At 71.7% G+C, this 17,089-nt stretch carries 14 protein-coding genes; 2 read left to right on the top strand and 12 right to left on the bottom strand.

The genetic code is table 11. The features are described from left to right. The 12 genes from OOK38_RS23965 to OOK38_RS23910 form a co-directional block, all read right to left on the bottom strand. The gene (locus tag OOK38_RS23965; RefSeq protein ID WP_266757316.1) at positions 1-1,335 is read right to left on the bottom strand and encodes a polysaccharide lyase family 1 protein; all 1,335 of its coding nucleotides are present in this window, start codon (positions 1,333-1,335) and stop codon (positions 1-3) included. Positions 1,336-1,435: 100 nt separating this feature from the next. Next, on the bottom strand, positions 1,436-2,230 hold the full coding sequence (locus OOK38_RS23960) for a rhamnogalacturonan acetylesterase (RefSeq protein WP_266757318.1): 795 nt from the start codon (positions 2,228-2,230) through the stop codon (positions 1,436-1,438). A 214-nt stretch (positions 2,231-2,444) separates the two neighbouring features. After that, a complete protein-coding gene (locus OOK38_RS23955; protein ID WP_266765626.1) occupies positions 2,445-3,782 on the bottom strand; it encodes a sugar ABC transporter substrate-binding protein in 1,338 nt (445 codons plus the stop codon). Between the two features lie 223 nt (positions 3,783-4,005). After that, complete coding sequence (locus tag OOK38_RS23950; protein WP_266757320.1) at positions 4,006-5,571, bottom strand: glycoside hydrolase 43 family protein; 1,566 nt, start codon at positions 5,569-5,571, stop codon at positions 4,006-4,008. Continuing rightward, a complete protein-coding gene (locus tag OOK38_RS23945) occupies positions 5,571-6,413 on the bottom strand; it encodes a PmoA family protein (protein ID WP_266757322.1) in 843 nt (280 codons plus the stop codon). The genes OOK38_RS23950 and OOK38_RS23945 overlap by 1 nt, the downstream gene beginning before the upstream one ends. Beyond that, complete coding sequence (locus OOK38_RS23940; protein WP_266757324.1) at positions 6,410-7,639, bottom strand: Gfo/Idh/MocA family protein; 1,230 nt, start codon at positions 7,637-7,639, stop codon at positions 6,410-6,412. The genes OOK38_RS23945 and OOK38_RS23940 overlap by 4 nt, the downstream gene beginning before the upstream one ends. Beyond that, entirely contained in the window at positions 7,636-8,541 is a 906-nt protein-coding gene (locus OOK38_RS23935; RefSeq protein ID WP_266757326.1) for a carbohydrate ABC transporter permease, read from the bottom strand. Before OOK38_RS23935 ends, OOK38_RS23940 begins: the two co-directional genes overlap by 4 nt. Beyond that, positions 8,538-9,473, bottom strand: a complete 936-nt coding sequence (locus OOK38_RS23930; RefSeq protein WP_266757328.1) for a carbohydrate ABC transporter permease — start codon at positions 9,471-9,473, stop codon at positions 8,538-8,540. Before OOK38_RS23930 ends, OOK38_RS23935 begins: the two co-directional genes overlap by 4 nt. Positions 9,474-9,658: 185 nt before the next feature. Further along, entirely contained in the window at positions 9,659-11,389 is a 1,731-nt protein-coding gene (gene araD, locus OOK38_RS23925) for an L-arabinonate dehydratase (RefSeq protein WP_266757330.1), read from the bottom strand. Then, positions 11,377-12,285, bottom strand: a complete 909-nt coding sequence (locus OOK38_RS23920) for a dihydrodipicolinate synthase family protein (protein WP_266757332.1) — start codon at positions 12,283-12,285, stop codon at positions 11,377-11,379. The genes araD and OOK38_RS23920 overlap by 13 nt, the downstream gene beginning before the upstream one ends. Then, on the bottom strand, positions 12,282-12,938 hold the full coding sequence (locus OOK38_RS23915; protein ID WP_266757334.1) for a GntR family transcriptional regulator: 657 nt from the start codon (positions 12,936-12,938) through the stop codon (positions 12,282-12,284). The genes OOK38_RS23920 and OOK38_RS23915 overlap by 4 nt, the downstream gene beginning before the upstream one ends. Before the next feature lie 605 nt (positions 12,939-13,543). Continuing rightward, the gene (locus OOK38_RS23910) at positions 13,544-14,131 is read right to left on the bottom strand and encodes a TIGR03086 family metal-binding protein (protein ID WP_266757336.1); all 588 of its coding nucleotides are present in this window, start codon (positions 14,129-14,131) and stop codon (positions 13,544-13,546) included. A gap of 214 nt (positions 14,132-14,345) precedes the next feature. Here OOK38_RS23910 and OOK38_RS23905 point away from each other — a divergent pair, with 214 nt between their 5' ends. Together OOK38_RS23905 and OOK38_RS23900 are read left to right on the top strand one after the other, a co-directional pair. Next, on the top strand, positions 14,346-15,521 hold the full coding sequence (locus OOK38_RS23905; protein WP_266757337.1) for a serine hydrolase: 1,176 nt from the start codon (positions 14,346-14,348) through the stop codon (positions 15,519-15,521). Between the two features lie 284 nt (positions 15,522-15,805). After that, positions 15,806-17,089 (top strand): MFS transporter, encoded by a 1,284-nt coding sequence (locus OOK38_RS23900; protein WP_266757339.1) that lies wholly within the window; start codon positions 15,806-15,808, stop codon positions 17,087-17,089.

The following is a 17,089-nucleotide window of genomic DNA, read 5'->3' as shown; positions in this document are numbered from 1 at the left end:
TCAGCAGATCTTTCCGGCGCCCGCGCGGTGGTCGACGATGCCGGGAACGGCCCTCGGCGTGTCGACCTTGGTCCGCAGGACCGGTGTCCATCCGGCTCCGGACTGGAGCGTCTCGGCGGGGATCTCCGCGTTGTGCACGGCGATCAGATCGGTCCGTACGCCGTTGACGTAGTTGTCGGCGGCGGTCAGCGGCGCCTCCTTCCACTTCTTGAGGATCTTCCCGGCAGTGACCCCGTCCGGCAGCGTGAACGCGTTGTGTTCGGCGACGAGTTGGGACTCCATGCCGATGCCGAAGCTGTAGGCGTAGGTGGCGTCGGCGACGAAGTGGTTGTTGTAGGAGTCCACCTGTCCGAAGCGGACGCGCGGTGCGCGCTCGACGAGGCCGGTGAACAGGTTGTGGTGGAGGGTGACCTTCAGGTGGCCGCGGTCCACGGCGGCGGTCGCCGCGCTGTCGCTGTTGCCGATCAGGATGGTCTTGTCGTGGTCGGCGAAGACGTTCCAGGAGGCGGTCACGTAGTCGGCGCCCTTGACGATGTCGAGTTCGCCGTCGTGCTGTTCGTAGATCCGGCCGTAGTAGGTCGGCAGCGAGCTGTCCGGGTGGTCGCCGTCGGTGAACGTGTTGTGGTCGAGCCAGACGTGCGTGGCCCCGTAGACCACCGCGCTGTCGTACTCGGAGTTCCAGTTGCCGGTGTCGCCGTCGGTCGGGTCCCACTGCGGGAAGCAGTCGAGCGGGCTCTCGAAGGCGAGGTTGCGGACGATGACGTTGTCGACGTCCTTGATCTGCAGGCTCGCGCCCTTGATGCCGGCGTCGCGGCCGACGCCGATGATGGTGGTGTTGGAGGGGACGTACGCCTTCATGGCGGTGTCCTGGTTGGCGGCGGAGGCGGCGCGCAGGTCCTCCTGCTCGCCGCTCACCACCTGGTCGTAGCCCCACACCGCGGGGTCGTAGTCGGCGAGGTAGCGGTCGAAGTCGTAGCCGGGCGCGGCGAAGGAGTCGCAGCCGTCGGCGTTGGCGTCGATCGTGCCCTTGACCTTGATGATCTTCGGCGCGCTGCCGTCGGCGGCGAGCGCGGCCCTGAACTCCGCCCAGGTCGTGACCGTGTGGACCTGGGCGGCCTTGGCGGCCGAGCCACCGGTGGTGCCGGTCCCGTCGGACGCCCAGCCGTCGCCCGCGGCGAGCGTCTGCCGGCCGGGCTCGCGGGACTGGGCCTGGGCCTGGGCGGTGGTACCGGTGACGGCGAGCACGAGGGCGGTGCAGCCGATCAGCACGGCCGCTCTCCGGGCGGCGGTCGCGCTCAGCTCTGTGGCATGGGCATGCCATTTCTGTGTGTTCACGGTGCGGCTCTCTTTCGGCTCAAGAACTCAAGGACTCAAGGGGCTCAGGGATTCAGGGATTCAGGGATTCAGGGGTTGCGGGGCTCAGGGGTTACGGGGATCAGGCGGTGGGCCAGGTGATCCAGGACTCGGGTATCTCCGCGTCGAGCCGGCGTACGTCCCGGGGCGTGAGCACCCGGCGGTGCAGCAGTCCGGCCGCGACGAGCCGGGCCACCGCGATCGCGCCCGGCGGGTTGAAGTGCGTGTTGTCCTGCTCGGTCGCGGTCCAGTTGAAGTACTTCTTCGTCTCCTCGACGCCGAGCCGCTGCCACAGGGCGATGGACAGGGCCTGGATGTCGAGGAGCGCCACGTGCTCGTCCGCGGCGAGCGCGCGCATCGACACCGGGTAGTCGCCGTGGGTCGGCACCGCGTTGCCGTCCACGTCGAACTTTCTGCGCTCCACCGGGGTGGCGAGCACCGGCCGGGCGCCCCGGGCCCGCGCCCCGTCGATGTACTGCCGCAGGCAGTCCTGATAGGTCGTCCACGGCTCCGTGTACCGCGTCGGATCGGCGGTCTTCTCGTCGTTGTGCCCGAACTGGACGAGCAGGAGGTCGCCGGGCCGGATCACCTCGAGGATCGCGCCGAGGCGCCCCTCGTCGATGAAGCTCTTCGAACTGCGGCCGTTCACAGCATGGTTGGCGACCAGGATGTCCTGGCCGAGGAAGAACGAGAGCGCCATGCCCCAACCGGTCTCGGGTGCGGCGTCGGCGTACTTCTGGGCGGCGGTGGAGTCGCCGGCGATGTGGACGGTGCGCGGCCGGCGGTTCGGGCGGGCCGAGGCGGGCGCCGTCGCGGCGACGGCGAGGGGCAGGGCGGCCGCGGCCGCCGAGGTGACCTGTCTGCGCGTGAGGGACACGGGCGTGCCTTTCGACAGGGGTGAGGGGACGCGCCCCCACGGGACGCGTGGCTGCTTCGATGCGCGGCTCCGCGGCAGGCCGCGGGAGCCACCGGCCAGGTCGGCCCGTGGCCGCGGGACTTCCCTGCGGCCACGGACCGACCGCGGAGCGACCCGGACCGGCCGTGGCACGGCGCGACGCACACCACAGCCGGCCTCCGCGGGGCGCACGGGACTAGTTGTGGGCCTTCCAGTCCGCCTGGGCCTTGTTCAGCTGGTCGGCCAGCGTGTCCAGGAAGTCCTTCGCGCTCATCTTGCCGAGGAGGACCTTCTGGAAGTTCGGCTCGTTGTCGGCCTTGGAGATGGTGTTCCAGTCGGGCAGGTAGTACGGCAGCTGCACGATCTTGGTGCCGGTGCCGTTCAGCGCCTCGGCGGCCAGCTTGGTCGGCTCGGCCTGCTGGACCCACGCCTCCTTGGCGGCGTCGATGTTCGCCGGCACCTGGCCCGCGGACTCGTTGAACTTGGAGTTCTCCGCCGCCGAGACGGCGAACTCGATGAACTTCCAGGCGGCCGCCTTGTTCTTGCCGGACTTGAACAGGCTGAGCCCGTCGACCGGGTTGGAGATCTGTACGCGCGTGCCGTCGTCCATCGTGGGGTTCGGGACCCCGCGGAACTTGCCGTTGCCCAGTGCCTTCAGGTGGTCCTGGTAGGAGCCGAGGTTGTGGCTCAGCATGCCGATGGTGCCGCTGTCCCACTGCGCGACCATCTTGGTGAAGTCGTTGTTGACGTCGGCGGACGGGGTGACCTTCTTGTACAGGGCGACGTACTTCTCCAGGGCCGCCACGTTCTTCGGGTCGTTGACGGTGGTCTTGTCGCCGTTCCAGAAGGAGGTGATCCCGGTCTGGCCGTACGCCGCGTCCAGCGCCGGGGCGATGGAGCCCTCGCCGCCGCGGATGGTGAAGCCGAACTTGTTCTTGCCCTTGTCGGTGAGCTTGCCGGCGGCGTCGTAGAACTTCGACCAGGTGGTCGGCGCGTCCAGGCCCGCCGACTTGAACAGGTCGGTGCGGTACCACAGCGTGCCGTTGTTGGCGGAGGTCGGCACCTGGTACAGCGTGTCCCCGCCGCCCGCGGCCCGGCTGACGTCGAGCAGGTTCTGGCTCAGCCTGCCGTTCAGCGCGCTCTTCTCGATCCGGCTGTCCAGCGGCTCCAGCGCTCCCTGGACGGCGACCTCGGCGAGCATCGCGGTGCCCACGCCGCCGACGTCGGGCAGGCCGCCGCCCTGGATGGCGGTGTCGTACTTGGACTGGGCGCTCGCGGCCGGGATGCCGACGTACTTGACCTTGATGTCCGGGTACTTCTTCTCGAAGTCGGCGATGATCTGCTTCCAGATGTCGGTGCGGACACCGCCGTTGTTGTCCCAGAAGGTGATCTCGCCCTTGCCGGAGCCTTCGGTGCCCTTGTCCCCCGCGCCGCCGCTGCCGCTGTCACCACAGGCGGTGACGGTCAGCGCGAGCACGGAACCGAGGGCGACGGCCGTGGCCGCCCGCCTGGCTCCACGGGCGCCGGTCCTGATCGGGCCGGTCCCCAGTGGGCTGATCTTCTGTGGGCTGATCTTCATTGGTCGGCTCTCTTCTTCTGGATCCAACGGGGTTGTGGGGTCGGTGAGTTGTTCTCGGAGATCGGCACCCGGCTGCCTCCGGAAGGGACGTGCCCTTCCCTCCGCATCCGGCAAGCGCTTGCTACGGAGGTGCGTCATTGCGGCTCCCAACAGGCGGACGAACGGCGGGAATCGACCCTCAGGGGGTCGGGGTGACGCGGAAACGCGTGAACGTGGCGGCGCCGGCGTGGCCCCCGCCGGCCGGTGCCTGCGCGAACAGGCCGAGCAGGGCGCCGACCCAGCGCCAGCCGGTCGCGGCGAAGGCCTGCCCCGAGGGCTGCCGGCCGCCACCGACGTCATAGGAGAAGTGGCAGCGGGCCCCCGCGCCGATCTCGATCCACAGCCGGGCCCGGCCCTCGGGCGCGGTCCGTGCCGCAGCGGCCTCGCGCTCGCGCCCGCCCGGCTCCGGGGACGCTGGGGGTGCTCCCCCGGCGGCCGGCTCGGCGAACCGGTGCACGAGCCGCACCGATCCGTCCGGCTCCCGCTGGAGCCCGATCCAGCTGAAGGCGTCGCCGAGCACCACGAGCCCGGCCCGTGCCCCGGGCTCCTCGCTGTCCAGGCGCAGGTCGACCCGGACGGTGGCGGCCGCACCCGGCAGCCGCTGGGTGAGGACATGGGGCCGTGCGCGCAGGTCGGACGTGTCCGTCGCGCGGACGCAGCTCAGCCGGAGTCCGTCGCCGGAGTGCTGGGTGGCCCAGCCGTCCTCGGGGTTGGCGGTCCACTGCCACTGGCGGCCGAAGCGGCCACCGGGGAAGTCGTCGTCCGTGGCGGGCGCGGACGGCGCCTGGGACGGCAGGTCCGGCTTCCGGTGTACGGCGACGGGGGCGCCCCGGTCGCCGAGCACCGGCCAGCCGTCCGCTCCCCAGCGCATCGGCTGGAGGTGCACCACCCGTCCGTAGGGTCCGCGCTGCTGGAAGTGCGCGAACCAGTCCTCACCCGCCGCCGTGCGCACCCAGCCGCCCTGGTGCGGGCCGTTGACCCGGGTGTTCCCCTGTTCCAGGACCACCCGCTCCTCGTAGGGCCCGAAGAAGCCGCGCGAGCGGAAGGCGCCCTGCCAGCCGGTCTCGACTCCCCCGGCGGGCGCGAAGATCCAGAACCAGCCGTCGTGACGGTAGGCCTTGGGGCCTTCGAGGGTGAACCAGCCGGGAATCCGGTCGGCGTCGACGATCACCTTTCCCTCGTCGAGCAGTCCGGTGCCGTCGGGGCGCATCCGGTGTCCGGTGAGCCGGTTCTTCACGCCCGCCCGGGACTTGGCCCAGGCGTGCACGAGATACGCCTCGCCGGTCTCCTCGTCCCACAGCGGGCAGGCGTCGATGAGTCCCTTGCCCTCCTTGACCAGGTGCGGCCGCGTCCAAGGGCCTCTGATCTCGGGCGCGTTGACCTGGAAGATGCCGTGGTCGGGGTCGCCCCAGAAGATCCAGAAGCGGTCGTCGTGATGGCGCAGGGAGGGCGCCCACACGCCGCAGTCGGGCCGGGGGCTCCTGAACTCACCGACGGGTTCCAGGCGTTGGAGGGCGTGCCCGACCAGCGTCCAGTTGACCAGGTCCCGGGAGTGCAGCAGGGGCAGACCGGGGGCGCGGCCGAAGCTGGAGGCGGTGAGGTAGAAGTCGTCGCCGACGCGCAGCAGGTCGGGGTCGGACCAGTCGGCGTCGAGGACCGGGTTGCGGTAGGTGCCGTCACCCAGGTCGGCGGAGGGCAGGGCCATCAGGGGCTCACCGCCTTGCGTACCAGGGCGGCCGCCCCGTCCCGGTCGAGGACGCCGTCGGCGACGACGGTGACGACCCGGCGTACGAGCGTGTCGCCCGCCTCGACGGTGAGCCGGTTCTCGTGCGCGAGGGAGGAGCCGACGCCCGGGTACTGGGCGGTGCGGACGAACCACGGGTCGCGGCGCGTGGTGCCGGTGGCGGCGGCGAAGACGAGTGTCCAGCCGGCGCCCGCGAGGGCGAGCCAGTCGGCGGGGCGTCCGTGCACCGCTTCCTCGCCCTCGGCGTCGGCGGTGAACACGCGCGGGGTGTCCGCCTCCTTGCGGGCCCGCCAGAAGAAGCCGCCGTACGCGGCGCCGGGCCGGCCGTTGGTGGCCGGGCTGCCGAGGGACAGGGCGCGCGAGGTGATGTTCGTGAGGGAGAAGGTGAAGTCCAGCGCCCAGGCGGAGTCGGTGAGTTCGACGGCCGCGACCGTACGGCGTTCACGCAGCAGCTCGGCGCCGGCGGCCACCCAGCGCAGTTCCTCCACGAAGCCGTCGGGGTCGCGCAGCTGGAAGGCGGCGTGCCGCTGGGCGCCGTGGTTGTCGAGCTCGGTCGGCCCCTGGTCGCGGACGTAGGTGCGCCCGCCCCAGAAGTTGTGCCCCTCGACGTCGGGTACGGCGACACCGACGCCGAGGTGGTGGGCGTGGTCGGCGGGGCTGAGCTCGGTCACGGCCGTGCCGGCCAGGGTGGTGACGGGGTGCAGATACGGGCGCGGGGAGAGCCGGGCGGGCAGTGCGGGCCGGGTGACGTAGCGGCCGACGGGACGTCCGGTGACCCGGAGGACCAGCGACTCGTTGTTCATCGGGTGCTCACCTCGTTCGGGAGCGCCCAGGAGGCGCCCAGCTCGGAGTAGAGGGCGAGGGTGTCGGCGGCCGCCGCGACGAATCCGTCGATGCCGCGCACCGCACGGCGCCGCTCGCCGGGGAGCAGCTCCCAGGTGTCCGGGGGCAGTTCGACCGGGTCGGGTGCCTGCCGGATCGCTTCGACGACCTTCATGAAGGCGCCCGTCGACTCGGGCGGGACCAGCAGTTCGGCGCCGTCCGTCAGATGCCCGACCAGGTTCTCCAGCAGGTCGGTGCGGCCGTACTCGATCTCCTCGGGTCCGCGCCCGGACCGCTGCACGAGCACCCGGTCCTGCTTGTACCAGAAGGTGATCCGGCCGCCCGTGCCGTGCACCAGGACATACGGTTCACCGGGCTGTTCGGCGCAGAGCGTCGCGGCGACCGTGATCCGGCCCCCGGTGGTCGTGATCCGCACGCACGAGGTGTCGTCGGACTCGATGTCGTTGGCGCGCAGCAGCTCGGTCCGGATGTCGGTGACGTCCTCGGCGCGGGTCGAGCCGTCCAGCGCGAGGGCCGTGGCGACGACGTGGGCCAGCGGGTTCGTCAGGACACCGTCGACGACGTCCACGCCGTTCAGGTGGCGCTTTCCCGCCCAGGGCGCGCGCCGGTAGTACGCCTCGTCGCGTGCCCAGGCCCCCGCCCCGCCGATGCCGGTCACCCGGCCGAGCGCGCCCTCGCCGATCAGCTCCCTGATGGCGTGCACGGCGTGCGAGCCGAGCGACTGGAAGCCGATCTGGCAGACCACTCCGGCCGCCGCGACCCCGTCTGCCATCCGCCGGAACTCGGCGTAGGAGGGCGCGGGCGGCTTCTCCAGGAGCAGGTGTACGCCTCTGCGCGCGGCGGTCAGCGCCAGGTCGGTGTGGGTGGGGATGGGGGTGCAGATCACCGCGACCGCGGCGCCCGTGGAGTCGAGCAGGGCCCCGAAGTCGGCGGACTGCTCGACGTGCCGCCCGTCCAGTTCCTCCGCGGTGAGCGGGGTCAGTTCGCAGACGCCGGCGAGGCGCACCAGGCCCTTGTCCTGGAGACGGCGGATGTTGTTCAGGTGCCAGCCGCCGTGGCCCCGGGCGCCGGCGAGGACGACGGGCAGCGGGAGTCCGGCGGGCGGCGTGTTCGCCGGGCGGCCCGCGGGTGTGTTCCGCGGACCTGCTCCGTGCCCGGCACGGTCGGTGGGCGAGGCGGGCGTCATCCCTTCACCGCCCCCGCGCTGAATCCGGTGATCAGCCATTTCTGGATGAAGGCGAAGACGACGACCACGGGGACGGCGGCGATGATGCCGCCCGCGGCGAGCGCGCCCAGGTCGACGCTGTCGGAGCTCAGCAGGGTGTTGAGGCCGACGGGGATGGTCTGCTTGCTCTGGTCGCTGAGGAACATCAGGGCGAACAGGAAGTGGTTCCAGGCGTGCACGAAGGCGAAGGAGCCGACGGCGATCAACCCGGGCCGCAGCAGCGGGAGGACGACGATCCGGAAGGCGTCGAAGCGGTTGCAGCCGTCCACCCAGGCGGCCTCCTCCAGGGAGTACGGCACGTTCCTGATGAACCCGCTGATGAGGATCATCGACAGCGGCAGCTGGAAGACCGTCTCGGCGATGATGACACTGGCCAGCGAGTTGATCATGCGGAGCTCGGCGAAGATCTGGAAGAGCGGGACCAGAAGCAGCGCGCCCGGCACGAACTGCGAGCAGAGCAGCGCGAGCATGAAGCCGCGCTTGATCCTGAAGTCGAAACGGGCGAGCGCGTAGCCGCCGGCGAGGGCGACGAGCGTGGTCATCACCAGGGTGGCGACGGCGATGAGGACGCTGTTCTGGAAGTAGGTCCCGAAGCTGCGCTCGGTCCACACCTTGTCGAAGTGCTCGAAGGTCATGGGCCAGGGCACGAGCGAGGTCGACCCGGCCGGGCGCAGCGCGAAGAGCAGGATCCAGTAGAAGGGGATCAGGGTGAAGAGCAGGTAGATGCCGAGGGGGACGTAGATCTGCCAGCGCGGGGCCTCGTCCCAGGCCCGGCGCTTCTTCTTCCGCTCGTCCGGGCGGGGTTCGTCGGCCGTGGGGGCGGGTGCGGCCGGAGCGGCCGTCTCGGCGTCCTTGGTGATCACTTGTCCCCGCCTCCGAACTTGCTCAGCCGCAGATAGACGATCGAGCAGAACAGCAGAATCACGAACGCGACCGTGGTGAGGGCCGACGCGTAGCCGAAGTTGTGGGCGTCGACGCTGGTGTTGGCGATGTAGAGCGGGAGGGTCGTCGTCTCGCCCGCGGGTCCGCCGCCGGTCAGCGTGTAGAGCAGGTCGACGTTGTTGAACTCCCACACCGCGCGCAGCAGCGTGGAGAGGATGATCGCGTCCTTGAGGTGCGGCAGCGTGATGTGCAGGAACTGGCGGACGCGGCTCGCCCCGTCGACCTCGGCGGCCTCGTAGAGGTCCTTGGAGACGGACTGGAGATCGGCGAGGATCAGGATCGCGAAGAAGGGGACACCGCGCCACAGGTCGGCGACCACGGCCGCCGGGAAGACGGTCGAGGTGTCCGACAGCCAGCTGGTCCCGTACGAGCCGATGCCGGCGTCGGCGAGGTAACGGGTGATGCCCGTCTGGGAGTTGTAGAGCAGCACCCAGATCGCCGAGGTCAGCACCCCGGAGACGGCCCACGGCGAGAAGACCAGCGCGCGGCCTGCCGCCCGCCCGACGAAGGTCTGGTTGACGATCAGCGCGAGCGCCAGTCCGAAGAGCAGTTGAAGCCCCACCTCGACGACGACCCACTTCGCGCTGAAGGTCAGCGTGTCCCAGAACTGGGGGTCGTCGGTGAAGGCGTGCACGAAGTTGTCGAAGCCCGCGTAGCCGTTGCGCCACGGTTTGGTGGGGTTGTAGTTCTGCAGGCTGTAGTAGAAGACGCTGATGACGGGGTAGGCGATGAAGCCCAGCATCAGCAGCGCCGCCGGGGCGATCAGCAGATACGGCAGCCTGCGCGGGGTCGCGGAAGCACGGCGCCGCCGGGGTGGCGCGGGCGGTTTCGCCACGGCTGCGGCTTGGGCCATGACAGTTCTCCGTTCTAGCGGGTGCCGTGGAGCACGTGCGTGGTCCGTAGGAAGCGCTTGCTCGATGCTCAGAGGTCGAGCGCCTCGCGTACGGTGTTCGGGGGTCTGGCCGTTCGGGAGATCTGGTGGTTCGGAATACTGACCGTTCGGGCGATCCGGCCAAGTGGGTCTCGGCCGTGGGTCGTTCAGCCCGCGTACGGGTCCGGCACCTTGCCCGGCCGGGCCAGGAACGCGAAGTCGCAGCCGGTGTCGGCCTGGGTGATCTGCTCGTTGTAGAGCGCGCCGTAGCCGCGCTCGTACCGGACGGGCGGCGGTGTCCACTCGGCCCGCCTGCGCTCCAGCTCCGCGTCGTCCACGTTGAGCTGGAGTGACCGTGCCTCGACGTCGAGGGTGATCGTGTCCCCGCTCCGCACGAGGGCGAGCGGGCCGCCGACGTACGACTCGGGCGCCACGTGCAGCACGCACGCGCCGTAACTGGTGCCGCTCATCCGGGCGTCGGAGATCCGCACCATGTCCCGGACGCCCTGCTTCAGCAGGTGATCGGGGATGGGCAGCATCCCGTACTCGGGCATACCCGGCCCGCCCTTGGGGCCGGAGCCCCGCAGCACGAGGACGCTGTCCGCGGTGATACCGAGCGACGGGTCGTTGATGGTCCGCTGCATCGTGCGGTAGTCGTCGAAGACGACCGCGGGACCGGTGTGCTTGAGCAGTTGCGGTTCGGCGGAGATGTGCTTGATGACGGCCCCGTCGGGACAGAGGTTGCCGCGCAGGACGGCCACTCCGCCCTCGGCCGCGACCGGGTTCTCGCGGGTGCGGATGACGTCGTCGTCGTGCACCCGGGCGCTCTCCAGCTGCTCGCGCATGCTGTCGTGGGACACCGTGGGCCGGTCCAGGTGCAGCAGATCGGGGATCCGCGACAGGAATCCGGGCAGGCCGCCGGCGAAGTGGAAGTCCTCCATGAGATACGTCCGTCCACCGGGCCTGACGTTCGCGAGCACGGGCACGGTCCGGGCGGTCCGGTCGAAGTCGTCGAGCGTGAGGGTGACGCCGGCGCGCCCTGCCATGGCGATCAGATGGATCACGGCGTTCGTCGAACCGCCGAGACCGAGCACCGTCGTCACCGCGTCAGCGAAGGCCTCCGCGGTGAGGATGTCGGACAACGTCCGGTCCTTGTGGACCAGTTCGACGATCCTGAGCCCGGCCGCGGCTGCCATCCGGTCGTGTCCGGAGTCGACGGCGGGGATGCTCGACGCGCCCGGCACGGTGACCCCGAGCGCCTCGGCGGCCGCCGTCAGCGTGGACGCGGTGCCCATCGTCATGCAGTGGCCCGGCGACCGGGCGAGCCCGCTCTCCAGCTCGGTCATCTCGCAGTCCCCGATGAGACCGGCGCGCTTGTCGTCCCAGTACTTCCACATGTCGGTGCCGGAGCCGAGGACCTCGTTGCGCCAGTGGCCCGGGAGCATCGGCCCGGCGGGCACGAAGACGGTCGGCAGATCGACGGAGGCGGCCCCCATGAGCAGCGCGGGTGTGGTCTTGTCGCAGCCGCCCATCAGCACGGCCCCGTCCACCGGGTACGACCGCAGCAGTTCCTCGGTCTCCATCGCGAGGAGGTTGCGGTAGAGCATCGGGGTCGGCTTCTGGAAGGTCTCGCTCAGCGTGGACACCGGGAATTCGAGCGGGAATCCGCCGGCCTGCCACACGCCCCGCTTCACGGCCTGCGCTCGGTCGCGCAGGTGAACATGGCACGGGTTGATGTCGGACCAGGTGTTGAGGATCGCGATGACCGGCTTGCCCAGGTGCTCCTCGGGGAGATAGCCGAGCTGCCGGGTCCGGGCCCGGTGGCTGAACGAACGGAGCCCGTCGGTGCCGTACCACTGATGGCTTCTCAGGTCCTCGGGCCGTTTCACAGCGACCATCCGGCGGCTATCGCGGCGACCTCGGAGCGCTCGCTCTCGGGCAGCGGCCTGCTCGGCGGGCGGACGTCGCGGCGGCACAGGCCGAGCGACGACAGGGCTTCCTTGACCACGGTGACGTTGTTCGCGGAGGCGTTCGCGCCGCGCAGCTCCTCGAAGCGGCGGATCTGCTCCCAGACCTTCATCGCGGCCGGGTAGTCGCCGGACCGGAGCGCCTCGATCATGTTCAGCGAGACGGCCGGAGCGACGTTCACCAGGCCCGAGGTGAAGCCGGTGGCGCCGGCCGAGAAGTACGACGGAGCGTACGGCTCGGCGAGTCCGGCCACCCAGACGAACCGTTCGAGCCCGGCGTCCCGGGCGAAGGACGCGAAGCGCGCCGCGTCGGGAACGGCGTACTTCACGCCGATGACGTTCGGGCAGGCGTCCGCGAGTTCGGCGAGCCGCGAGCCCGCGAGCACCGGGTTGCGGATGTACGGCACGACGCCGAGCTCCGGCACGGACTCGGCGATGGCCCGGTGGTAGTCGACCCACCCGCTCTCCGAGACGTAGGGATGCACGGGCTGATGGACCATCACCATCGGTGCGCCGAGCGCGCGGGCGTGCCGCGCCGAGGCCACCGCGGTCGGCACGTCGTGCCCGACGCCGACGAGGACGACCGCCCGGTCGCCGGCCTCCTCGACGGTCAACTCGGTGACGAGCTGCCGCTCTTCGGGGGTGAGGGCGTAGAACTCGCCGGTGTTGCCGTTGGGGGTGAGGGTGCGGACGCCGCCGTCGATCAGCCGGCGCAGCAGGGCCCGGTGGGTGTCCCGGTCGATCGTGCCGTCCTCGGCGAACGGGGTCACCGGGATCGCCACGACCTCGGCGAGAGCCGCCCGCTGGGTCTCGAAGGTCGCTGTCATTCCTGTCCGCCCTCTTCCTGGCCCTGGGGGAAGGCCCGTCGCACGAACGACGCGATGTGCGCGTGCAGTGCCGCCGCCGCGCCGTCGGCGTCGCCGGCGAGGGCGAGCCGCACGATCTCCCGGTGCTCGCTCGCCTCCCGCTCCCAGGAGGGATCAGCGGCCCAGGCGACCGCCGAGACGAGGGCGGCCTGGTCGCGCACCTCGTCGAGCATCCGGGCGAGCAGCGGGTTGCCGCAGGGCACGTACAGGGCGCGGTGGAACTCCCGGTTGGCCAGGGATCGTTCGGCGGTGTCGGCGGCGTCGTCGGCACGGGTGAGCGCGTCACGGGCGGCGTCGAGGGAGGCTCCGCGGCGCACCGCCCGGCGCAGCGCCTCGGGTTCGAGGAGCAGTCGCACGTCGTACACCTCGCGCGCCATGTCCGCGTCCACCATGCGCACCGTGACGCCCTTGTACTGGTTCATCACGACGAGCCCGGTGCCGGCCAGGGTCTTGAGCGCCTCGCGCACGGGTGTCTTCGACACTCCGAACTGTGCGGCGAGGTCGGTCTCGACCAGGGCCTGCCCTGGGGTCAACTGCCCGGTGAGGATGCGGTGTTTGATCCCCTCCAGCACGAATTGCGTGCGGGACGGAATCGGGGTGGGCACAGAGGTCATGCGCGCCTCTCTGGTCTCACGTCTCGGATCACGGGAGCCGGGCATCGAATCGCGGACATCGATCCCGGATCTCGCATATCGCGTCTCATATATGACGTACGAAGTACGACGCGTTGAAGGTAGGAGCGTGACCGTGTTTCGTCAACGCTTCCGACAAAGGAAGTTCACGTGACGTGCCACGGCGTGCCGGCCCGCGCGTGACAGCGGGCCCTGCCCCCGGCCTCGGGAGCACAGTGCGCCGGGGTTCGCTTTCGCGACGGAGGCCGGGTCGGGTCCCTCAGGGGAACGGGCCTGCGCCGATGGCGCGCTCGACGAGGGCGGGGCAGGGCGCACGCCCCCGGAGCACGCGCGCGCCGCGCGGCGCGTCCGGCGAGCGGCCCGTACCACCTCGGTACGGACGCACGCCGGCACGAGTCCCGACTCGGAGATCACCGACCCGGGAGCCGGGCCGTCGTGCGCCCGGACCCGTACAGCACGGGCAGGAGGCCGGCGCGGCCGGTCCGCGTGGGGACGGGAGATCCAGGGCGCTTCCAGAGGCGCCGGATCCATGTGCTTCCGCAATGCGGCGAAGGCGCCTCACGGCGCTCCGCCTCCCGCTGTCCCCGCTACGGCTTCCAGCCGGGGTCGCGGCCGCTGAGGCCGATCACGCGGTCGAGGAGGGGCGCCTGGTCGGGCACCGGGACGACGGGGCCGAAGATGCCGCCGCCCCGGGTCGGGTCCTCGGCCGCGGCGCTGAGGAACTCGTACGAGGCCTGGAGGGCGACCGCGTCGGGCTCGTACCCCTGGCCGGTGGCCCGCGCGAGGTCCCAGCCGTGCACCACCAGCTCGTCGGCGGCCACGGCCGCCGCGACCGCGCCCGGCAGCGTCACTCCGCCCGCCCGGGTCATCCCGGTCCAGGCGGCCGGGTCACGCCAGGCGTCGCCGAGTTCGTCGAGCGCCTTCGGCAGGGCCTCGCGCCAGCCGGGCCCGAGGTCGGGGACGGCGGAGTCCGGGCTCGTGTCGGTCGTCGCGCCCAGGTCCTTGCGCGCGGCGTCGCGGAAGGCGACGGACAGTCCGGCCAGGTGCCCCAGGATGTTGCGCACCGCGTAGTCCGGACACGGGGTCGCGCCGTCGAGCCGGTCGTCCCTGACCGCGTCCGCGAGGCGCGCCACGATCAGGGCCTGCGGCCCGAGGTCGAAAGTCTGGCCGGTCATCGGATTCTCCTCAGAACTCGAGTCCACTGCGGGGTAGACCGCGCCCGCACCCGAAACTCATCGGTTCCCCGAACCGGGGCCCGCGCACCAGGACAGCCGGACGGCCCAACACCGGGCGGCCCGCTCCTCCGTATGCAGCAGCGGCGCAGGCGGGTGGATCGCCCGGGCCCGAAGCTGGGCGTGCCCCGGCCACCGTCCGACTCGGGAGAACCCCATGCAACTGCCCCGCCGCCCCCGGCTGCGTCTGCCGCTCAGCGCGCTGCTGGCCGCCGCCTGTCTGACCGGCATCGTGTCCGCACCGGCCGACGCCGACGCCGGCTCCGCCGGCCGCGACCAGGACCGCGCGCTGCGCGAACAGCTCGAGGAGCTGGTGCGCAGCCCGGGTGGCCCGCCCGGTGTCATCGCCGTCCTGCGCCGGGAGGGCGTGTCGCGCGTCCTGCGCGCCGGAGTCGCCGACCTCGAGAGCGGACGTCCGATCCGGCCGGACGACCACACCCGGATCGCCAGTACCGCGAAGGCGTTCAGCGGCGCCGTGGCGCTGGGCCTGGTGGACCGGGGCGCGCTCTCCCTCGACGACACCATCGGCCGCCGGCTGCCGTCCCTGCCGCGGCAGTGGCACGCCGTGACGCTGCGCCAGCTGCTGAACCACACCAGCGGGCTGCCCGACTACACGAGGAGTCCCGAGTTCCTCGAGATCCTCAACGCCGATCCGCGTCACCACTTCGACTCGCGCCGGCTGCTCGACTACGTGGCCGACGAGCCGCTGCTGTTCCGGCCGGGCTCGCGGTACTTGTACTCGAACTCCGACAACATCGCCGTCGCGCTGATGGCCGAGGCCGCGACCGGCAAGCGCTACGAGCAGCTGCTGCGCGGGCTCGTCTACCGGCCGCTCGGCCTGCGCGACACGAGCCTTCCGCAGGGCTACGAGCTGCCCGAGCCGTACATGCACGGCTACGACGTCCAGCCGCCGAACCCCCCGGAGGACGTCAGCGAGGTGCTCAGCGCGTCGGGCGTGTGGGCGTCGGGCGGGATCGTCTCGACTCCGGCGGACCTGACCCGCTTCATCCGCGGCTACGCGGGCGGCGCCCTGATCTCCAAGGCCACCCTGCGCGAGCAGCGCCGCTGGATCGACGGGGCCTCGGAACCGGCGGGACCCGGCAAGAACAAGGCGGGAGCGGCGATCTTCCGCTACTCCACCCGCTGCGGAGTGGTCCTCGGCCACACCGGCAACTTCCCCGGCTACACCCAGCTGATCGCCGCCACCCCGGACGGCCGACGGTCACTGACCTTCTCGCTCACCACCCAGGTGAACGAGGCGGGCAAGCCGGAACTGCTCAAGAAGCTGCGCAAGGTCGAGGAGAACTTCGTCTGCGCGCTGCTGAAGGACTGAGAAGCCCCGGGCGGGGCCCGCAGGATCGCGGAGGTGCGGGCTGCCGGGACCGGGGCCGGCCGAGCGGGCACGGCGGCTGACCAGCAGAGCGGATTCAGCGGCTGACCGGCCGAGCGAACTCAGCGGCTGACCGGCGGCCCGGCGCCCCGCGCCGGGCCCCGGCGACACCCCGGTCCGTGGGGCGAGCGGCTGAGCCGTCGTCCGCCGGCGGCCCCCGGCGGCGCCCGTGTCTAAGGCGGTTGCCCGATCCCCTCGGGCCCGCCTTAGAACCACGATCACCTGCCATGACATGGACAGTGACGCGGGTTCTGGGCGATCGCACCGCCGGTCTGTATCTGACCGGAGTGGTCGTCTCCGGCTTCGGGACGTCGGCGATGTGGCTGGTCTCAGGCATCTGGGTCAAGGATCTGACGGGCTCGGACGGTCTGGCGGCGCTCTGCGTCTTCGCCCTCTGGGCCCCCACGCTGATCGGCCCCGCCCTGGGCACCCTCGCCGACCGGACCCGCCGCCGCCCCCTGCTCATCGGGACGAATCTGGTCCTGGCCGCGCTCCTGCCCGTCCTGTTCACCGTGGACGGGCAGGGCCGCCTGTGGATCCTGTTCGCGGTGCTCCTGGTCTACGGCACGGCGGAGGTGGTCCAGGACGCCGCCGAGTCCGCGCTGCTGGCCGGCGCGATCGACGAGCGTCTCCTCGGCGACCTCAACGGCCTGCGCATGACGGCCAACGAGGGCATGAAACTGGTGGCCCCGCTCGCCGGGGCGGGTCTCTACGCCGCATACGGCGGCGCGCGGGTGGCGCTCCTGGACGCGGTGACCTTCGCGCTGGCGGCGGGGGTGTACGCACTGCTGAGAGTCCGCGAGACCCCGCCGGTCCGGACGTCCGCCGTCCTGGGCGGCGAACGGCCGCGTGGTGGCGCGCGGCGAGCGGAAGGCCGTGCCCGCGGCTGCCGCCGCCGAAGCCGCCCGGACGCCGGGAGCCTGCGCACCCGCACCGCGGAAGGCGTCCGCCACCTCCGGCGGAACCCCCGGCTCCGGGTCCTGGTCCTCGCCGGCGGTACGACCATGCTCCTCGCGGGGATCAACGGCGCGACGGTCTACGCCGTGGCCGAGGGGCTCGGCCACTCCCCCACGTACGCCGGCGTCCTGTACGTCGCGCAGGGCGCCGGTTCGGTCGCCGTCGGGCTGATGTCCGGGACGCTGCTGCGACGGCTGGGGGAACAGCGCTTCGCCGTCTGCGGGATCGCCCTCACCGCCGTCGCGGTCGTCCTCCGGGCCGTTCCGGACGACGCGGTGGCCCTCGCGGCCGGCGCGGCCGTGGGGGTCGGGCTGCCCTGCCCGCTCATCGCCGTGTTCACCGCGGTCCAGCGGGAGACACCGGCCCACCTTCTGGGCCGCGTCTCCGCCACCGCGAACACGCTTCTGTACGCCCCGAACGCCATCGGCCTGGCCCTCGGGGCGGGCCTGGTCGAACTCGTCGACCACCGCGTCCTGCTCCCCGCGCTGGGCCTGATCCGGCTGGTGACCCTGGGCCCGCTGCTCCGGGCCGCCCCTGCCCCGGCGGCGGACTGA

It is taken from the genome of Streptomyces sp. NBC_00568, from assembly GCF_026341855.1.
Lineage (GTDB): Bacteria > Actinomycetota > Actinomycetes > Streptomycetales > Streptomycetaceae > Streptomyces.
Note: the sequence above shows the minus strand (reverse complement) of the source record. Positions and strands in the feature narration are given on the sequence as shown.

Coding starts and splice junctions, on each gene's coding strand:
- OOK38_RS23950 (WP_266757320.1), bottom strand. CDS start 5,571: ATGGCCCTGCCCTCCGCCGACCTGGGTGACGGCACCTACCGCAACCCG.
- OOK38_RS23945 (WP_266757322.1), bottom strand. CDS start 6,413: ATGAACAACGAGTCGCTGGTCCTCCGGGTCACCGGACGTCCCGTCGGC.
- OOK38_RS23940 (WP_266757324.1), bottom strand. CDS start 7,639: ATGACGCCCGCCTCGCCCACCGACCGTGCCGGGCACGGAGCAGGTCCG.
- OOK38_RS23930 (WP_266757328.1), bottom strand. CDS start 9,473: ATGGCCCAAGCCGCAGCCGTGGCGAAACCGCCCGCGCCACCCCGGCGG.
- araD (WP_266757330.1), bottom strand. CDS start 11,389: ATGGTCGCTGTGAAACGGCCCGAGGACCTGAGAAGCCATCAGTGGTAC.
- OOK38_RS23920 (WP_266757332.1), bottom strand. CDS start 12,285: ATGACAGCGACCTTCGAGACCCAGCGGGCGGCTCTCGCCGAGGTCGTG.
- OOK38_RS23915 (WP_266757334.1), bottom strand. CDS start 12,938: ATGACCTCTGTGCCCACCCCGATTCCGTCCCGCACGCAATTCGTGCTG.
- OOK38_RS23910 (WP_266757336.1), bottom strand. CDS start 14,131: ATGACCGGCCAGACTTTCGACCTCGGGCCGCAGGCCCTGATCGTGGCG.
- OOK38_RS23905 (WP_266757337.1), top strand. CDS start 14,346: ATGCAACTGCCCCGCCGCCCCCGGCTGCGTCTGCCGCTCAGCGCGCTG.
- OOK38_RS23900 (WP_266757339.1), top strand. CDS start 15,806: ATGACATGGACAGTGACGCGGGTTCTGGGCGATCGCACCGCCGGTCTG.